An 18,794-nucleotide genomic window follows, 5' to 3' on the forward strand; every position below is an offset into this window, starting at 1 on the left:
CTACTAAACCGCCCCCTGTGGACCGATAGCTCAGCTGGATAGAGTACTTGACTACGAATCAAGGGGTCGGGGGTTCGAATCCTCCTCGGTCCGCCACTACTACATTGCCGATTGATGTTTCTGCCCGATATCGGCACGCAGTAGGGATATATCCTGCGGCGGAAATTGCACCTTATCCTTGTTGGACTGACTATTGCCATGCATTGCAGGCGGCACCTTTTCTACAATAGCGAAGGTGTATGAGCGGCCGATTAATGGACGCGGCCTCTGAAGTCGGGCCTAGGGTCGTCTACCGGCACCAACTGGATGGTCAAAAGGGGCAAAAAGGAGCTTAATTTGTTTCCGATCTTCTCCAACAAATGAAGTGTAACTCAGTCTCTCATCGCACCGCTTAAGTCAGCTGCATCGCGGCCTTCACATTATAGCTCCGTTGAAGTCAGTACACGGCCTCTTCTTTATAAGGTTTCTAACGGTAGTTTATGTCTCTGGCGCGATGAACTCGACCCCATCCATTTGAGCGACTTCTGCCAAGTCAGCTTTATAATGCCTTTCCATTTGGTCTTGCTTTTGCTCGCTCCAATCCGGAATGGCCATGTTGGCTCGCAAGTTCTTATCTTTCGCAAATTTATCTAGAAAGATTTTTATTGCCTGAGCGCGTTTGTTCCATGGCATCGTTTCCCGCTGCTCAAGGAAACTTGCCAAACGCTCGCTGCCTTCAGCGGTCATCAGATAAGCCGCCATGTGGGTCTCGGCGGAAATCGAAGGTTGAAACATTGAATGGGTTGCTGCACTTAGGACGCGGTTCCACGTAACTGGTGCTTCCTCCGCGCACCACGCGACGATCTCGACATCAGGGGAATGAGTGCGCAGGTCGCGAAGCACCGACGCCCACCTCAGCCGAAACGGATTGGGCGGGGTTGCTTTGAATTCCGGGTAGTTGCCGCTGGCCCACGCGTCAGACAATATCATCGCCGGATTTCGCAGACTGATCATCCATCTGAGTGGATAAGGTGCCAATAGTTTCCGATAATGCGCTGCTCGTTCACCGATGCCAGAAAACCAGATGCCACCAGGGCAAAAGTTCTCTGAAGATTGCATTTTGTCTTTGATGCTGAAGAAGCAAAAGGCAGGCTCTTCGGGGTCAAACTGATTAGAATCAAACAGCTTCCTCAGAGTTTCTTCGTCGACAGGCGTCCCGTTGAAGTTGTTTGACAGCTCTTCCAGTTGCCGCCGGTACGTCCTTGGCCGTGGCACAAACAAATTCTTGCGCGAAACATCTTCCCGAATCAGTGTCCAAACCAGTTCCTGACCCCCATCAAAATCAGTTCCAATTTGAATGGTGTATTGAATATCCGGCTTCACAACGCGCCCCCTGGTTCTTCATATGCCGTATCAGAAGCTTGACCTCCCAAGAAACGCATAGCTTGTGATACTACCTCTTCGTGCGAGGCTACCTGTTGCTATGGGCTTGTTTCTGTTGGCAAGTTTACCTTCCTACCCGAGTTCTTTCATTCCCTTGGAAATTGCACGGTTAGGATTTTTTTCCAATATGAAAGCACCAAGAGATCTGGCTAGATCCTTATGTCCGGTCTTGACCGCACGTTTGAAAAGTTCGCGTTGGTAACGCGGGCTTTCTTTGCGAGTGCGCAGCAGTTGGTAGTAGTCGTGAGACGTAAGTGTCCCTGTGAGCGCGCCCAGAACAATCGGGGTGAGAATGCCCATCTGATTGAGCGATGAGCCAAGACGATGACCAAGCAGCGGCGCACGAAGGTGTTGAATGTTCTCGTTGGTAAACCGCATTGCATGTCCGGCGTCTAGCGGCTCGTACGGGTCGTAAAGGATATATACCCGACGTGCGGCTTTACTCACTTCGGCGGCATCGCCGTAGGGGCCTGTGTAATCATTATCCCAGGCAACCTTGTAGCGGCTTTCCCATGGTACGATCGTCTTATCCAAAGTGCTTTGCGGTGAGATAGCAACTACGTCACAACCTGGTGCGGCTGGAGAAAACGCGCAAGCCGCATAGCCCCCCATCGACGCGCCATAAAATACCACGCGTTTGAATTGTTTGAAGAAACCTTCAGACTTCAGTTGGTCAAACTGATCAGATACCCATTGTTCGCGATACCATGTCCAGCCGCCTGATAACACGCTTAGCATCGACCAACCCTGAGCCTTGATAAAGCTATAGCCCCAAGGACGGCGATCATCGCGTTTTGTCATTGCGATATCCAGATTGTCGAAAGTAACCACTAGTGTGTCCGCACTGCGTGGCATGTAGAGAAAGCTGTGACCATTCGTTCCAGGCCGGTACCAACCATCTTTGCCAGCAAGTTCACCGGCAATGTCAGCCCAAGTATCCTCGGCGTCATCGAGCGGTTCGGGAGGCTTCGGTTGCAGCCTGACGCGGGCAATATTTTTGCCGTCCTCTTCGCGATCAGACAGATGCGTGTTGGTGCCGTACGTTCGAATGAAAGGAAAGGCACCCGAGCCTTTGCGAACATCCATGAAAACGCGCGTGTCCGAATGCATCATATTATCTAAAAATTTTGCAAATAATGGGACCTTATAGATGTCGCCAAACCCATTCAGATTGCAGAGGATATCGACGGGCTTCAGATTTTCTGCTTTGCGGATGACTTTGATACGATCTTCATCGACGTCATGGTCCTTGAGGAATGTGATGTATTCCGCCAACCATTCTTCGTCATCATCCCTGATTTCACCGCGTTTGTCTGTGTTTACCAAATGGATGTCGCAGTCAAACTTATGATACAATGCCAGCACAAATGAGCGCCCGTGACCAGAGATGTCGGCAACGGTGCTTACTTCCTCTATGTCGACCTCATCAATAAGCCCACCATCAAAGTTCGTCTTGCCGCGGCCTTTGATCGGAGCAAGATGAGGATTGATTTCATGCTTGTTGACCAACAGTTCCAAATAGCTGCCTTCGGGCGGAAGCCCGTCATGAATGTTTCCCAGCTGGCGCTTGTTTGACGCCCACAGGTGCAACGCAGTGGTTGCGTCCGAGATTAACTCCGAAGCTCGGCCAACGCGGCGCATGAATTTCGTGCGTTCGCGAAAGGTTATCGGATAAAACGCGTCGAGGGGTTGCACGTATTTTTCAAGTTTCAAATGGTGGACAAAATAAGTCACCATCATCGGGCCCCAAACGCCCCAAGGCTGTTCACTGATATGCACCGGCTTGCCTTTGGCCGCCATTTGACGCAATTTTTCTTGCCGCTTCTTCGGCAGGAAAGGCGCGATAGAAAACCGATCGTTTGTAAATTCGATCATCTGCTGTAGCAATTCGCTATTGCTTGGCATGCCAAGAACCGCATTGTTCACACGATGTTCCCCGGGCAATTCAAATCCAAAAACGTAATCGCTATCGTAGTCCATCGCACGGTGACAATAGACGTCCGTATCGACCCATATCATGCCAGGGCATTGCTGGATCATGTGCAACCGGAACCAGTCGGCAAAGAGGGCAAACGAGTCCTTTTTCTCGTATTTTATAAAGTCATCTGTGTCGATAATCTCGCGGCCATCCCTCCGGATGACACCGTCGGGCACGTTCGGGATGTCTTCGTAGCTGAACAACGTAATCTTTTGCCCTTTGTCCACGAAGGACTTCAAGCAAAGTTGCTCCATCCAACTTAGGGGGCCGCCGATCCAAAGCGTGCCTACCTCCCGTAAACGTGCCATCTACTGTTCCTCGTTTGTGCGCAATCTATGATCGTACGCAGCTGTTTTCTTAAGAGTTTAGGGGTTCGCCCGACCTTTGTGTACCTACAGATTGCCCGACGGAAAATCCTTAGGTCATTACGCTTGCGTGAGTGTATGGCGAACATGTATTGTTGCCAAACAAGAAACAAAGCGCTGTCGAAGGCGCAACGGGCGGGGCTATGGGCCAAGAAATGTACACAGTGGTTTCGACCATGAAGAACGAAGGCCCCTATATCATCGATTGGGTCTCCCACTACAAAACCCTCGGGTTTGACAACATCTTGGTGTGTACCAACGATTGCACGGATACAACGGTTGAAATCTTGTTGCGCTTGCAAGAGATGGGCTTGGTTACGCAGCATTCGACCATAGTACGTGGGGCCGGCATTCATCGTTCCGCTCTACGCCAGGCCTCTCGACGGTATGATATTGTGTTGGATGCAAAATGGGTTTTCGTCTGCGATGTAGACGAATATCTGAACATCCATATGGGTGATGGATCGGTGCAGGCATTGGTCGATGGATCCGGTGGAAATACAGATGTTATCTCCATCCCATGGCGAATTTTCGGGCCAAACGACGTTGAGAGTTTTGAAGACACCCCGGTCACTCAGCAATTCCTGAAAGGTGAGCATCCGTGGGACGAGACAGAACGCCCGACAACCGGTAAATTTGTAAAATCTATCTATACGAACCAGCATAAGTTCCAGCGTATGGGGCTGCATGCTCCAGTTGTCTTGGATGAACATATGGCGGGCACCAAGCGGGTTCTACCGGGTGGTGCCGATTACGTGGTCAACGGCAAACGAACCGATAATCCACCGCTTTTTGAACACGCACAAGTGAACCACTATGCACTGCGTTCCAAAGACAGCTTTCTTATCAAGCGGGCCCGCGGGAGGGCAAACCATTCGCATCATGTGCTCGGCAAGGCTTACTGGGACAAGTTCAATCTTAATGATGAAATTGACACCTCGATCGATCGATATGCCACCGCTGCCGGAAAGCTTTCAGCAGAACTCAAGAGCGACCCTCAATTGGCCGATTTGCACCACCAGGCGGTGGACTGGCATAAACGGAAGGCCGCCTCCCTCAGAATGGACCCCGAACTTGATGACCTGATTAAAGCATTGGACGACCAAAATGAAATGTAGGTCGACACGAAGGTGCGAAATGATGCTGGATAATAAGACTATCGGGCCAAAACGGAATTCACGGAGTGATGAGTAGATGGAAGACACAAACCTTGAGGTAGAGCGGCCTAAGCTGACATTCATTCCTGAAGTGCAAGACTTGGTTAGACATCACTACGAAAAGGCTAAAGTTATACTGGAATATGGCAGTGGTGGTTCGACTGTTATGGCTTCCGAGATGCCAGGCAAGACCATCTATTCAGTCGAGAGCAGCCGCGTTTGGACAAAGATGATGAAGCGTTGGTTTGAGCAGGCCAACCCTGTATCAATGCCTGAAATGCAACACGTGAACATTGGTCCGACTGGCAAATGGGGTACCCCCATCGATAGTAGGGCTTATCAACGCTACAGCCTCTATCCCTTGTCGATCTGGGATAAAGAAGACTTCAAACACCCGGACGTGATCTTGGTAGATGGACGTTTCCGAGTTGCCTGTGCGCTTACTGCGATGCTCAAATGCACTAAAAAAACGACACTGCTTTTCGACGATTATGAAGGGCGTAAAGGGTACAAGGTTCTCGAAGAGTTTCTCGAAAAAGAAGAAACTGTCGGGAGGATGTCTCGCTTCACTGTGGGTAAAACGGCGCTACCTCGGAAAAAGATGACGCAGATCATCGGGATGTACGCACAACATTTTTGAAGTGCTATTGTGAGTATCCCGCTTCTGTAGGTGCTATGTACTAAAATGTGTCCTGCCAGCGGTTTTCATAATCCGTCTGATAGACTTTGGTGCTCTGTTTAGTCGCCTTCAGCGGTTTGCGCACCGCGTAATTGAGGATAATCCCACCATCGGGTAGTGTGGCCGACAGGCGTGGTCGTTTACCTGTTTCATTGGGATTAGTTGTCGTTGCCACTTTGTAAGCATGCATGGGCATCAAAGGCTGCAAGCTGCAATTCAGTACCTGATAGCCAAGGGTTTTTTCCCAAAATCCGTACACCATCTCGGGGTTGATCTGATAGAAGGAATGATTGACCCAATTGTTACAAGGAGAGTGGCCGATCAGCACCCCGCCGGGTTTCAGCATTTTGTGGATGTTGCGATAAGCAGTAGGCAAATCGAAAATGTGTTCGCATGTGCCACCGTCGTAGACGACATCAAACCTATGTTCCAATTCCTTCGGTAGGTCAGCGCTAAGATCTTGAATGATAGAAGCATTTTCAAAGTTCGAGAAGTCTAGCGAGTCGACCTCGGAAAAGCCCAACTTCTTGAAAAATGTCTCAGCGTATTCATCGTCAGCGTTTGCCAGTTCGGATTCCGGTACGTCCGGCAAGTGTTCGGTAAGCACTTTCTCGAACAATTCAGCAGAGCGTTTGCGGCGTCTCCCAACCCAACGTTGGCGACCAAGCATGACGAACTTACCGCTCAGATTGTTTTCTTTGACAGTTTCAATCAGCCGAGCGGCAAGAGTGTCGGGGATGGCCATAAGAGTTCTCTTTCCAATATGTTCTTCGCGCCGAACTCAAAGTGTCTTCGCGACCATAATACGATCTGCACTGTTGTTGGCGGCTTTTTCGATGGCTCGTACAAACCCAATTTCGGATAGCTCCAGCATTGCATCACCCAGTGTACGGGCGCGAATGTCGATTATGATGCGTCCATCCTCTTCGACTGAATTCAGAAAGAAATTACGGTAGGTATGCCAAGGGTAATGATAACCGCAGGAGATAAAACTAAAAGCATAGTCGATATTCTTTAGTTTAGTCACATCTGTCGCTTCGGGGTTCGCCGTTGTGATTTTCGCTGCAGGAACGCCATTGTCTTCAAGGAAACTTTTCGTCACGCTCAAACTGGAGTAAGCGGCACCTTCAGACTCAAAACCGAAATGCCGGTTTTCGTTCGTTTCCAAATCAATAAGAAAAAGATGCGGCTCGAACTCTTTGGCCAAGAAGAGATCAAACATAGCATATCCGCACCCAATATCCGCAATATTTTTCGGAGGCTTTTTCTCAAAGATCGGGCGGAGTTGCAGATACTCTAAATAGATATATGCGGCAGCGCGTCTGGTCAGGGTTTCAACGCCCATTCGATCAATTAGCTCACGCATTGGTGCATCGTCACCCTTGGTCCAGGATTTTATGTACCTGTTGAAACGGTGCTGGTCGCGGATGATTTCTGAGCGTTGCAAGATCAGATTGATCATATCGCTTTCATCAAGAGCAGATACGTCAAGCGAAGTGACTGCGTCATCATCAAGCGCAGCCATTGCCTGATCAAAGGTAATCATATGGTATGATCCATTTTGCTAATATTGGTCCGAAGTATGCTCACTGGATTGTATAGCTTTCTTGGCTGGTTAAAACCACTTGTCGATGAAATCGCCTGAGATCAGGGCGGTTGGTCTTTGCGTTGCCTGTTGGTAGCCCTCATCCCTTGAAAACCCGGCCCGAGACTAGTGCTGCGTTTCAGTGCGCTCCACGGTATATTCAAAATCTTCGGCATGATCTGCATCGATGATCTCATCTGGTACGCTTCGAGGACCCGCCAAGAACACACTTGCCCCGAAGTGCTGGTGCATACGTGAAAGTTTTTCCATGCGACGGCCCGTGAGGATATTGTAGAACTCCTGCTGGTCAGGGAGGGTCAACAGTTCTGCAATTTTAGCCTGATGCGCGTCAACGCAACGTTTGTGCTGGGCAGCGATCTCCGGATCTGCCATGAGCTTCTTTAGCTTTCGTTCCATCATCGGAATGCGGCGTTGGATCGAAAGGTCTTCAGTCGCATTATTATTCATACGAAACCAATAGGCTTCGCCCTGATCACGATCAACATGGTTAACACGCCCACGATCCCGTTTCACAAGAAAGCTTTCCGCATTGCGTACGGCGTAATGGTTGAGCGATACCAAATCATATCCATAGGTTGAAGAAGTCGAGCGCCAAGAATTGCGGAATTCAGTTTTCGCAATCATCTCACCAGAGCCGTTTACCCAATTGATCTGGTCCCATAACTGAGGCCGCAATCCTTTAGGGCGATGCACACCAAATTTCTTAAATATCCCATTATTGCGGAACAAAGTTTTGAAACCCCAGGCTTGATGGGGTTTCGGAGAATACTCGGGTGCACACTTTGTGTGCCGTTTGATCGTAAAATCATCCTCGTAGTTATCCAGATCAGAGCTACCGAACAGCCGCCATGTACAAGATATCATATTTGCATTTCCGATGGCTTCGTAAAGATCTCGCAAATGGCCTTTACCCACCTTGATATTAATGAACTCATCCACATCCATGCAGATAATCCAATCTGCTTTCTTCATGATTTGTTCGTTTTCAGCCGCCTGAAGCGCAGCGTGCTGAGGTTTCAAATCCATTTCGCGAAAAGGGTTTTGCCGATGTTGGACAATACCTTTCGATTGGAGCAAATTGAACATAGTGTCCGTACCATCATCGCAATCGTTGGTGTAAACCAAGAAATCTTTTACACCGATCGCCTGATGATAGGCGATCCATTCCAGTATGAATGGACCCTCGTTTTTCATCGTAGTCACAATCGCAGTTCGTTTTGATTTGGAACGCGATTTCTTGCCTGTGACCAAGCTGGGCGCTCGGACTGGCTTGAAGTCAAACACATTTTTGGCGATCGCGATCAAGGACTCCGCTTCGACCAGACTTGTCTTTGGTACAATTTTACTGGACTGCGATACTGGGTGACGGATCGACATGCAGCGGAAAAAGGGAGCGGTGGCCCCTATCTCAACCTTGCTGATGCGGCGAAATTTCATGAAGTTCTCTGATTTTAGCCCCTCGGGGCTCACGCACCAGCGATTGCGCAGTTTGGGACGGTCAAATTGTAGACAAACGTGATCAGCAAAGCAGGGCAACGTGTTTTTCCGCACGCGCCATGGATAGCAGTGTGTACCGATCAAATGAACCATCTGACCAGGGGCTGACGCCGCTATTTCGAAAGGATTATTCTCGACCTGTGCAGAGCTTTTAGGCCCTGCTTCAACGGCAGGATCATATAACAGATCGCAGACATCCAGGTTCGCCACTGCGCGGGCTTGTTGCAAAAAACGAGCGCGTGCAATTTCATAAATTGAAACTTCACCTAACGGCGCCAACCATGGATCTGACTCCGGTATCTCCATGCGATCGTGGCCTGGCGCCTCGCTTACGCAATAGGGGTGATGTTCGGCGGGCATATCGCCGAGGCCCAAAGGAAAATGAGATTCAACAACAACAACCTGCAGCGGCCGTTGCACCTTGGCCAATTCAGATTTCAGCTCATTAAGAAAAGCAGCATCCTTCCCCGCGGGAGTACGATTAAATATAACCGCGCCGTCCATACCGAAATAGTCAAAGTGGTAAACCAACCACTCGATGATGGTATGCACCGGTTCCCCATTGCGCGTCCCGACAGCCACATTGCGACCGGCGAACAACTCCGGTTCGGGATCAGCAACTTCCAGTACCGGAAGCTCGTTCTGGAACGAGATGATCGGAGCGCCATTGACCGCGCCGATCTTCTTGCCACCAAAAGCCGCTCTCACATCACTGGCATCGGTCTTCCGAGTGAAAAAAGCAGTGAATTTTTTTCCTGCCGCGACCGCATCAAGGACCTTAAAGCCGCTCAGATTTCCGTTTTTCAAGACGCGAACCGCAAGTGTCGCTTCTACCATCCTAGGGCCTTTCGGAGTGCAGTCGTTCGTCGAAGTTCTTATAAACTGCGCCTGAAATAACAGACCCACCATGGACCGTCCAGACCGAGGGGGACGGGCCGCCGGTAGCTGGTAATCCTGTAACGGTGCTGACATTAATGTAGGGAAAGCAGTTTAATGCCGCTCCTTTGACAAAGCCAAAATGGGAACCCCTATGACACGCACCGCTCTCGTCACCGGCTCTGCTGGTTTCATTGGTTACTTCACCGCAAAAGCACTTTTGGACCAAGGTTGGCGCGTCATCGGATTGGATGCTTTGAGCGATTATTATGATGTGCAACTCAAAGAAAAACGTCTTGCTATGCTTCAGGAATACGCAGGTTTCACGGCTATCACTGAACGCCTTGAAACGCCAAACGTACTAAGGGATCTCTTTCAAAAACATCAATTCGATGCTGTGATCCACTTGGCCGCGCAAGCCGGCGTGCGTCATTCAATTGATGCGCCGCGCACCTACGTTGAGGCGAATTTGGTTGGCACCTTTGAGCTCCTCGAAGCTGCGCGCGCATTCCCACCCACACATATGTTGCTCGCTTCAACGTCGAGCATCTATGGAGCCAACACCGCGATGCCCTACAAGGAAACTGATAAAGTTGATTTGCAGATGTCGTTCTACGCAGCAACCAAAAAAGCGACCGAGGCGATGGCCCATTCCTATGCCCATCTTTATAGCCTTCCGATAACGATGTTCCGGTTTTTTACAGTGTATGGTCCCTGGGGGCGCCCTGACATGGCGCATTTCAAATTCACCAAAGCGATCTTGAATGGCGATCCCATTGAAATTTACAACCACGGCAACATGAAACGCGACTTTACCTACATAGATGACCTTGTCCGCAGCATTTTGGTGCTTATCAACGTCGTCCCTCCCATGCCCGGGGCAGAGCCGATAGAGGGTGACAGTCTGTCTCCGGTTGCACCATACCGTGTGGTCAACATCGGGACCGGATCACCTTTGCAATTGATGGATTTTATCAAAGCGATCGAAACCGCCGTGGGTATAGAGGCTCAGAAGATATACAAGGACATGCAGCCTGGCGATGTACCCGCTACCTGGGCCGACGCAACTTTGTTGAACACCCTTACAGGTCAAGTAGAAAGCACACCAGTATCGATAGGTATAACGGCTTTTGTAGATTGGTATCGGGAGTACTACGAAGTATAACCGGCTCGCTAGTTTTCCTCGAACGGCGCAATCGTGATAAAGCCTCAAAAAGGCTTGCGATGACCTGCTGAGCAAAATCAACGGAACTGGACCTGTCCCGCTTTAGTGCCGCCCCAAGTGCTCGTTTAAGCCACCTTGCGTTCGAAAGCGACCGGGCTTTTCCAACCCAATGCTGAGTGTCGGCGACGCGGATTGTAGAAGCCATTTATATATTCGAAGATCGCCATCTCGGCTTTCCGTCGCGTTTCCCAAGGATGCCGCCAGATCAGTTCTGCTCTGATGGATTTGAAGAGGTCTCGACAACAGCAGTGTTATAGCAATTGCCATCTTCAGCGCTCGAGTGGCCAAGTCCCGTTTCATCCGATTTGAGAAAGCCCAGCCGATCACGCGACGTGAATGGGGGGCCAAGCCAGCCCCGGCTAAATATGGATAGCGAACAGACGTTGGCTTGGCCCAGAGGTCTGCAGGTATCATGCTTTGCGCAGACAGCGACGGCAGTCCAAATCTTGATTCGTATCTGCCTCGATTTGCGTCTCCGAACCATCGTTTTACTGATCACCCTGGCACACTTTGCGGGCAAAAATAGCTCGGCAATTCTGCGTGCTCTTCGCGCCATTTCATCCCGCCACACTGATGCCGCAAAGCTGACAGAGGGCCACCACACAGAGGTACCGGATCCATACGACTTTGGTATGAAGGACCTAAAACCAAGGGGTGGGACGCGCAGGTTCAGACCATGGGTGGATTTCATAGATCAGGAGTGCATGAGAGCTTCGGGGCAGTACCGGGTTACTTCCGACCCTCCAAACTGAAAGAGACGCACCATGACACTGATACGTACAACACTGAGCAAATCGATCCGCCTTTTCGTGAAAGACGAAGACGGTGCAACCGCGATCGAATACGGTCTGTTCGCCGCGCTGGTCGGCGCTGTGATCGTCGGCACCATCGCGACATTGGGTTCGCAAACCAATGTCGGCTTTGAGAAAATGAGCGACGAGTTGGATACAGCGGGCATTTCTGCACCGACGTCCTAATCGCAAAGGGGTGCGCGGTTTCTCCCTCGCGCACCCTTTGTCGGACATTTCAAACGCAAGGCCTGAGTTCATGACCCTTTCCACCGCCGCATCTTCTCAATCTCCATCTATGGCCGCCTACGTTTGCACAGAGCAGGGGGCTACATTGGCCCGCGCCGTTGCAGAACTGACGGCCTCTGGCGATGGGGCATTGCGTGGCGGCGGGTTGGGCGGGGCAGCGCGGCTCAGTGGCGGCGCGCCGATCGCGCAGATGTTGTTGACAGAGATCGGGAATATGCCGCTCGATGCCGCCTGCGAGAGCGTGACCGAGATTTGCCGCAGCGGTGCCGATGTGATCGTTCTGGGTGACCGGGATGATTTGAGCACCTACCGTGCCCTGCGCCAGGCAGGCGCACTTGAATATTTTGCCTTTCCCATCTCTGCCGCAGAGGTACTGCAGGCGCAGCGGGTCACCCCCGCCAACGATCCTTCACCCATCGCACCGCCCGCGCCGAAACCTGCCTTGAGCATCGGCGTGATAGGCAGCAATGGCGGGGTGGGTGCCAGTACGCTGGCACAAAACCTCGCGTTTCTTGCGGCGGCGCCAAAGGGCGCGAACGGTCGCACTGCTTTGATCGACGCTGACCTGCGCTTCGGCACGCAGGCGGTCGATCTGGACTGCGACGATACGCCGGGCCTGCAAGAAGCGCTGGCAGCACCCGACCGTATCGACGCTACTTTCCTGAGCGCAACAATGCAGCGTGTGTCGGACAACCTGTCCTTTTACTCCCATCAAAGCCACGGCACGCAAGACATCACAGCGATGGAGACAGCATTGCCGCAGCTTATCAAGCCGCTGGGCAATACCTTCGACACGGTAGTTTTCGATCTGCCCCGCAGTTTCGCAGCGCAGTCGACTGCGCTCATGGCGGAGCTGGATGCATTGATCATGGTGATCCCTGCTGGCTATGCCGGTGTGAACGGTGCCAGCCGAATGATCGCGCGGATCAAGGCGCAAGTCCCGGACCTGCGTATTCTGCCCGTCTTGTCGGAACTGCGGTCTGATGCCGGATTGTCCCGCAAAGACATTGCTGCAGGTATCGGACGGGACGTGGTTGCTGTGCTGCCCCGCAGCGATGCGGCGATGAAACGCGCGCAGCGGGCTGCAAAGCCGATGCTGACCGCTCAGCCCCGCAGCCCTTATGCACGCGCACTCGCTCCGCTTTGGGCGCAGGCCAGTACAAAGCCCAGCGCGGCGGATGACAAAGCGAAGCGATCCTTCTTCAAACGGCTCTTCGCATGACCCTACATATGCCCCAGCCCTCCATGCGTGAGGGACTTGCCGAAGTCCTGCGCATCGCCAAACTCATTGATGCTGAGGGATTGACGGATGAGGATCGCGCCAATGCCGCGATTTCTTATGTCATCGAAAACTCTGATAACGCCTGGCCGCTGGCCCTTCAGCGCCAGATCTTGTCGCAAGCTTGCGCGGCGTTGGCGGGAGATGATCAACGAAACGGTGGCGCGCCAAAGGCCGTGACGGCACCGCCGCCCGCGCCTCAAACGCCCGTACCTGTCTCTGCGCCGAAACCGACACCAGCGCCAGCGCAGCCCCAGGCTGCCGCCCGGGTGCAATCGGACGCGCCGGAAAAGCTTCTGGCCCTAGCTAATGAAGTCGTCCGCGGTCTGTCAGAAATTCTCGATTTCTCCGAGCTTGTCTCGAAACCTCGTGGCGAACAGGAAACGCTGATCCGCGAAAGCATCAGCACCCTGTCAGAGGAGCGGAAACTACATCTGAACAGCCGTGAAGTGGCCGATCTGGTCGGCGCTGTCTTGGCGGATATGCTGGGCCTCGGCCCTTTGGAAGCGCTGCTGTCCGACGACAGCATTACCGATATCATGGTGAACGGGCCACATCAGGTCTATGTGGAGCGCGGCGGGAAGCTGGAGCTGACCGGCGTGCGGTTTCGCGACAACGACCACGTCTTTGCCGTGGCCAGCCGGATCGTCGCCGCCGTTGGTCGCAGAATCGACGAATCCCAGCCAGTGGTCGATGCCCGTCTGAAGGATGGCAGCCGGGTAAACGTGGCCGTGCCGCCGCTGGCAATTGATGGGCCGACCATCACCATTCGTAAATTCCCATCCGCCCCTGTGCGGTTGGAAAGACTGGTGGAAGGCGGCAGCCTCTCTGTCCAGATGAGCCGCTTTCTGGCGCTGGCCGCCTATCTGCGGCTTAATGTGCTGATTTCGGGGGGTACGGGGTCGGGCAAAACGACACTGATGAATGCCATGTCGCAGTTCATTCCTGATGGCGAACGACTGGTCACCATCGAAGACGCGGCAGAGCTGCGGTTTCAGCAGCCTCACGTGGTCCGCTTTGAAACCCGCCCGCCGAATGTCGAAGGCACGGGCGAGGTCAACATGCGCGCGCTTGTGCGTAACGCGCTGCGGATGCGACCAGACCGGATCATCATCGGCGAAATTCGCGGGGACGAGGTGCTGGACCTGTTGCAGGCGATGAATACCGGTCACGACGGATCAATGAGCACCCTACACGCCAACTCTCCGCATGAGGCGCTGACCCGCGTTGAAAGCATGGCTGCGATGGCGGGATTTACATCAGGGGGCGCCGTGGTGCGGCGGCAGCTAGTGGATGCCGTTCATCTGATCGTTCAGGTCTCGCGCATGCGTGACGGCAAACGGCGCATCACCTCGATTTCCGAAATAGCCGGTCTGGCGGGTGACACGATTACTTTGCAGGAATTGTTTAGTTTTCGTACCGATCCGGGCAGTACCCGCACGCAAGTGACGGGAGATTATGTGTTTTCCGGCTACCGCCCCAAATTCGCCAGCCGTGCCGCCGACTACGGTGTAACGGACGAGCTTGATGCGATTCTGGGGGGCTAAGCCATGTCCATGACCATCATGATTTGGGGGCTCGGTCTTGCGCTGAACATCGGCCTAATCCTCTTTGGCTTGATCCTCGCAGACCGTCAGCGTCGCTATCATATGGCGCGGTTGCAGCGGGCGCAGGGTCGTACAACGGCCGCGGCGGAAAAACCGGGAAAGGTGCAGAAAAGGGTCTCCTATGCCGAGTTGAGCTTTATGGGCCGGGTGCTTGCGCGGCTTGATGACCAATTGGCACAGACCAGCCTGACCTTGGGCGCCCGCGCGCTTTTGGTGCAGGCCGGGTTGGGTGTGCTGACAATTTTCGCCGGTGGCGTGTTGGGTCTCGGGATGCATCCTGTGACGGCTCTGGTGCTCGCCTTGCTGCTGCCTTGGGGCATTGTGACGATGATACTCAAATCGGCACAAGCGCGGTATCGCCTGACATTCACCGAAGGGTTGCCAGAGGCGCTTGATATCTTTGCGCGGGGGTTGCGAGCGGGCCGACCAGTGTCGGACTCGCTGTCGATCGTTGTAAAAAGCTCCAAAGGGCCACTGGCGCACGAATTCACCCGCTGCCATGACGCCATCTGCATGGGAACTGCATTGCCTGACAGCCTCGACCGTTTGGCGCAGCGCGTCCCCACGCCAGAGGTCTGTTTCTTCTCTGTTGCAACCGCGCTTCAGGCGGAAACCGGCGGCAATCTGATCGAGACAATGGAAAACCTTGCCATGCAGCTGCGCGAGCGTCGCAAGCTGCGCAAAAAGGCGCGTGCGCTGTCGTCCGAGGCGCGGGCAAGTGCAGCAATTCTGGCTTCCCTGCCTTTTGCCGTCTGCCTGCTGATTGCCTTCCTGAACCTTGGCTATCTTGAACCGCTCTATGCCGATGCGCGGGGGCAGGTGATGTCTCTGGTGGCAGTCACAAGCGTGTCGATGGGCGTCTTCATCATGGCACGGATGGGTAAACTAGATGTTTAGCATGGCGCCCGATATCTTCTGGATGGCCTTTTTAGGGTTGGTCGCGGCGATGACGGGTTGTGTTGCCCTATTCGAAATGGAGCGTCAGCGCAGCTTGACCCAAGCGCGCCTGAGCCGCGCGAACGGCACGGCCCAAACGCGGCGCAGCCAGAAGGGCAAGCAAGACCAGCGCAAGTTTCTGGCCGGTTTACGCCATGCTGTAGCGCAGATTGGTGAGCGGCTGGCTGTGGTGTTGGGGGGCGAGGCGCGTGAAACCGCTGCGGATCTGGCATCGGCCGGCTTTCGAAGCCGGGATGCGTTGCTCATCTATGCATTCCTCAAGACGATCCTTCCCTTGATCGCTGTGATCGCGGGGCTGATCTGGTTGTTGCTTAGCTACCCTATCGGGATCGAGATGGTCTTACCGGGGGCTGCGGTGATCGCCACAGCATTGGGCCTGTCCAAGGGTGTCGACTTTGTCCTTGACCATATGCGCAGCAAACGGCTTGACCAGATCCGTCGTGGCTTTCCTGATATGCTTGAGCTTTTAGTGATCTCGTCCGAGGCGGGACTTGGCCCGCAACCTGCTTTGCACCGGGTGGCGTCAGAACTGACGCTCACGCACCCCGCCTTGGCGCTGGAAGTTTTGCAAATGGTGTCCGAGATGCGTTTGACCAATGATCGTCGCGCGGCTTATGCCAAGCTGAATGCTCGTATTCCGTTGCCAGAGATTGGCGTTTTCACCCAAACGCTGGATCAATCCGACACCTACGGTACGCCATTTTCAAGCGCCATGCGCACCCTGATCGCCGAACAGCGCAGCAACCGGTTGATGTGGATCGAGGAAAAGGCCGCACGTCTGCCTGTCTTGATGACCTTGCCGCTGATCTTTTGCATCATGCCTGCGGTTTTTGTTGTGCTTGTGGGCCCGGCTGCGCTGAGCGTCTTCGACAATATCCTGAGCGGAGGCTGATCCGATGCACCTTTCCACTTCCCGTCACAATCTACGCCGGTTTCGCCGCGACCAGTCCGGCGCGGTGGCCGTAGAATTTGTGTTGATCGGCCCAATCCTGTTTGCGCTGCTCTTTGGCATCATCGTGATCGCCTATTTCATGGGGCTCAGCCATTCGGTCAGCCAATTGGCCACAGGTGCCGCCCGCGCTTCTGTGTCAGGGCTGGACGCAGAAGAACGGCAAGATTTTGCGGAAAGCTATCTTGCAGAAGGAAGCAGCCGCTACCCTTTACTGGCGCAGACCGCCATTACCCCACAGGTCACGATTGCACCGGGGCATCCCTCGAACATCACAGTTCAGGTGACCTATGACCTCGATGGATCCATTCTTGATCTGGCGAACGGATTCCTGGGGTTGGATCTGGCGAACATCAAAGGGAGTGCATTCCTTGAATATTGATGCAGTTTTCCTACGCCAGTTCCACCGTGACGAATCCGGTGCTGTTGCCGTCATCGTGGCGCTGCTGCTGGTCGTGCTCTTGGGCTTTACCGCGCTGGGCGTTGATGTGGCCTCGCTTTATCGGGATCGTGCGCGGCTTCAGGCGGTGGGTGACCTGACCGCGATGAGCGCCGTTGCCGCCCCGGATGACGCAACGGCGCGGGCAAGCAAGGCAATGGCACGCAATGGCGGGGAAAAGCCCGAATTGAATAGGCTTCAACTGGGCCGCTTCTTGCGCAATCCCGAAATCCCGCCACAAGACCGTTTCCTGCCCTTGTCCGCAGGGACGCCAGGCATCAATGCGGTTGCCGTCACGTTGGGCGAACGTGCACCGCTGCACTTCGCCAAAATTTTCAGTGATGAGACTGACGTCGGCCTCACCCGCCGGTCGCTTGCGATCCGGACAGGCGCCGTAAGTTTCTCGCTTGGCAGCCATATCGCACGGTTGGACGCCGCGAACCTGAGCGAGGCATTGTCCGGCAGCTTTGGCACTTCCGTGTCGCTAAGCGCCGGCGATGTTGATGTGCTTGCTGATGCAGAGTTTGACATGGGCGATCTTCTCGTGGCGCTGGACAATCTGACCGGGATCGGATCACGCAATCCGGCGGCGATCCTTGAGGCCGAGACGACAGCAGCTGATGTTCTGACCGCCTTGCAAAGCGTTCTTCCCTCCGGTGCTGCCGGGATCCTGGGACCAATCGTTTCTGCTGCGCCGGACACCTCCGTGCCGGTTGCGTCACTCGTTGGCGGGATCGACGTCGATCTGGGCCTGACAGCGGCCGAATTCGCCTCCGAAATTGAAATCTCGCCCGTGGATGTCTTGCGCTCGCTCTTGGGTGCCAATCCTGTCAATCATGGTCTGAACCTTGGTCTTGCTGTTCAAGTGCCCGGCGTTCTGGACACCTCTGTGCAACTTTCCGTAGGAGAGCCTCCGGCGCAGTCAGGCTGGATCGCACTCGGTGAAGAAGGCGTGCAGTTGCATCGCGCTGCGGTACGCCTGCATTCCAACACAGAGCTTTCTGTCAGTCTTTTAGGTGATCTGGGTCTGGGTGTGACAGCCACGGCCCTGCATCTGCCAATCTATCTCGAAGCTGCAGGTGCCACGGCCACGCTCGAGCAGATGACCTGTGCTGGAACAGACCCTGCCGACGTGGTCGCGCGCTTTCGGACAGGGCCAACACCGCTGCACCCGCTGAACGGCACTTCTGTAGCAGCGCTTTATCTGGGTGAATTGCCGGGCAATCAAATGGCAGGTGGGGCGATTGACCCGTCCACGCTGGATTTTGCTGACTTTCTGAACCTTTCGATCCGGGTCAACTTGCTCTTGGTCAATATCGAAATTGACGGACTTACCTTACAGGCGCGTTCGCATGTGGCGTTGGGGCAGTCACAAGAGCAAACCGTGGACTACACCCGCGATGACATTGCGAATGGTCGCATGACACGGCACTTCGCATCGGGTGACCTGCTTAGCACAGGGGTGCAAAGCCTGCTTTCACCCCAGAATACAGAGCTGCGGGTCAAGCCCGGTCAGCAGGGTCTGCTTGGTGAAGTGGTAGGGCCGTTGATCGCGAATGTGCTGGCAATCCTGCCTGAACGTTTGCTGGCATCGGTTGCTGGTCCATTGGATTCAGTGCTGAACGGCACGCTGAATGCAGCCGGTCTGCGATTGGGAGAAGGTGAGCTGACCTTGACCGGACATCACTGCGAACGGGTGCAGCTTGTCCGGTAAAGCAAGG

General features: G+C 53.8%; 15 protein-coding genes, 1 tRNA gene and 1 pseudogene. 11 read left to right on the plus strand and 6 right to left on the minus strand.

Annotated elements, in window-relative coordinates; genetic code table 11:
* Positions 1 to 19: 19 nt before the first annotated feature.
* A tRNA-Arg gene (locus Z945_RS0102560) sits at positions 20 to 96 on the plus strand.
* Positions 97 to 477: 381 nt separating this feature from the next.
* On the opposite strand, the gene Z945_RS0102570 is transcribed toward Z945_RS0102560, so the two are convergent.
* Both Z945_RS0102570 and Z945_RS0102575 read right to left on the minus strand, forming a co-directional pair.
* Complete coding sequence (locus Z945_RS0102570) at positions 478 to 1,362, minus strand: hypothetical protein (protein ID WP_025050553.1); 885 nt, start codon at positions 1,360 to 1,362, stop codon at positions 478 to 480.
* A 132-nt stretch (positions 1,363 to 1,494) separates the two neighbouring features.
* The gene (locus Z945_RS0102575) at positions 1,495 to 3,708 is read right to left on the minus strand and encodes a glycosyltransferase family 32 protein (protein WP_025050554.1); all 2,214 of its coding nucleotides are present in this window, start codon (positions 3,706 to 3,708) and stop codon (positions 1,495 to 1,497) included.
* A 200-nt stretch (positions 3,709 to 3,908) separates the two neighbouring features.
* Between Z945_RS0102575 and Z945_RS0102580 the strand changes: the two genes are divergently transcribed.
* A complete protein-coding gene (locus Z945_RS0102580) occupies positions 3,909 to 4,883 on the plus strand; it encodes a glycosyltransferase family 2 protein (RefSeq protein ID WP_025050555.1) in 975 nt (324 codons plus the stop codon).
* 76 nt (positions 4,884 to 4,959) lie between these two features.
* Entirely contained in the window at positions 4,960 to 5,562 is a 603-nt protein-coding gene (locus Z945_RS0102585) for a hypothetical protein (protein WP_025050556.1), read from the plus strand.
* Positions 5,563 to 5,602: 40 nt separating this feature from the next.
* Here the strand turns inward: Z945_RS0102585 and Z945_RS0102590 are convergent, their stop codons facing one another.
* The 3 genes from Z945_RS0102590 to Z945_RS19950 form a co-directional block, all read right to left on the minus strand.
* Positions 5,603 to 6,346, minus strand: coding sequence for a class I SAM-dependent methyltransferase (locus tag Z945_RS0102590; protein ID WP_025050557.1), 744 nt, complete (start codon positions 6,344 to 6,346; stop codon positions 5,603 to 5,605).
* 36 nt (positions 6,347 to 6,382) lie between these two features.
* Entirely contained in the window at positions 6,383 to 7,147 is a 765-nt protein-coding gene (locus Z945_RS0102595; RefSeq protein WP_025050558.1) for a hypothetical protein, read from the minus strand.
* Between the two features lie 165 nt (positions 7,148 to 7,312).
* Positions 7,313 to 9,541 (minus strand): glycosyltransferase family 2 protein, encoded by a 2,229-nt coding sequence (locus Z945_RS19950; protein ID WP_025050559.1) that lies wholly within the window; start codon positions 9,539 to 9,541, stop codon positions 7,313 to 7,315.
* A gap of 193 nt (positions 9,542 to 9,734) precedes the next feature.
* Here Z945_RS19950 and Z945_RS0102605 point away from each other — a divergent pair, with 193 nt between their 5' ends.
* Entirely contained in the window at positions 9,735 to 10,745 is a 1,011-nt protein-coding gene (locus Z945_RS0102605) for an SDR family NAD(P)-dependent oxidoreductase (RefSeq protein ID WP_025050560.1), read from the plus strand.
* A gap of 125 nt (positions 10,746 to 10,870) precedes the next feature.
* Here the strand turns inward: Z945_RS0102605 and Z945_RS20435 are convergent.
* Positions 10,871 to 11,144 (minus strand): annotated as a pseudogene (locus tag Z945_RS20435) (IS3 family transposase); the annotation flags it as partial.
* Positions 11,145 to 11,569: 425 nt separating this feature from the next.
* On the opposite strand from Z945_RS20435, the gene Z945_RS0102615 reads away from it, so the two are divergent.
* The 7 genes from Z945_RS0102615 to Z945_RS0102645 all read left to right on the plus strand — a co-directional run bounded on the left by Z945_RS0102615 (position 11,570) and on the right by Z945_RS0102645 (position 18,787).
* The gene (locus Z945_RS0102615; RefSeq protein ID WP_037970385.1) at positions 11,570 to 11,782 is read left to right on the plus strand and encodes a Flp family type IVb pilin; all 213 of its coding nucleotides are present in this window, start codon (positions 11,570 to 11,572) and stop codon (positions 11,780 to 11,782) included.
* A gap of 70 nt (positions 11,783 to 11,852) precedes the next feature.
* Positions 11,853 to 13,064: a CpaE/TadZ family protein gene (locus Z945_RS0102620; protein WP_152541038.1), complete on the plus strand. Its 1,212-nt coding sequence runs from the start codon at positions 11,853 to 11,855 to the stop codon at positions 13,062 to 13,064.
* Positions 13,061 to 14,668, plus strand: coding sequence for a TadA family conjugal transfer-associated ATPase (locus tag Z945_RS0102625; protein WP_241434453.1), 1,608 nt, complete (start codon positions 13,061 to 13,063; stop codon positions 14,666 to 14,668). Before Z945_RS0102620 ends, Z945_RS0102625 begins: the two co-directional genes overlap by 4 nt.
* A 3-nt stretch (positions 14,669 to 14,671) precedes the next feature.
* Positions 14,672 to 15,625, plus strand: a complete 954-nt coding sequence (locus Z945_RS0102630) for a type II secretion system F family protein (protein ID WP_025050565.1) — start codon at positions 14,672 to 14,674, stop codon at positions 15,623 to 15,625.
* 1 nt (position 15,626) lies between these two features.
* Positions 15,627 to 16,577 (plus strand): type II secretion system F family protein, encoded by a 951-nt coding sequence (locus Z945_RS0102635; protein ID WP_025050566.1) that lies wholly within the window; start codon positions 15,627 to 15,629, stop codon positions 16,575 to 16,577.
* A gap of 4 nt (positions 16,578 to 16,581) precedes the next feature.
* Complete coding sequence (locus Z945_RS0102640) at positions 16,582 to 17,016, plus strand: TadE/TadG family type IV pilus assembly protein (RefSeq protein ID WP_025050567.1); 435 nt, start codon at positions 16,582 to 16,584, stop codon at positions 17,014 to 17,016.
* A complete protein-coding gene (locus Z945_RS0102645) occupies positions 17,006 to 18,787 on the plus strand; it encodes a TadG family pilus assembly protein (protein ID WP_025050568.1) in 1,782 nt (593 codons plus the stop codon). Before Z945_RS0102640 ends, Z945_RS0102645 begins: the two co-directional genes overlap by 11 nt.
* The last annotated feature ends 7 nt before the right edge of the window (positions 18,788 to 18,794 follow it).

It is taken from the genome of Sulfitobacter noctilucae, from assembly GCF_000622365.1.
In the GTDB taxonomy this organism is placed as follows: Bacteria; Pseudomonadota; Alphaproteobacteria; order Rhodobacterales; family Rhodobacteraceae; genus Sulfitobacter; species Sulfitobacter noctilucae.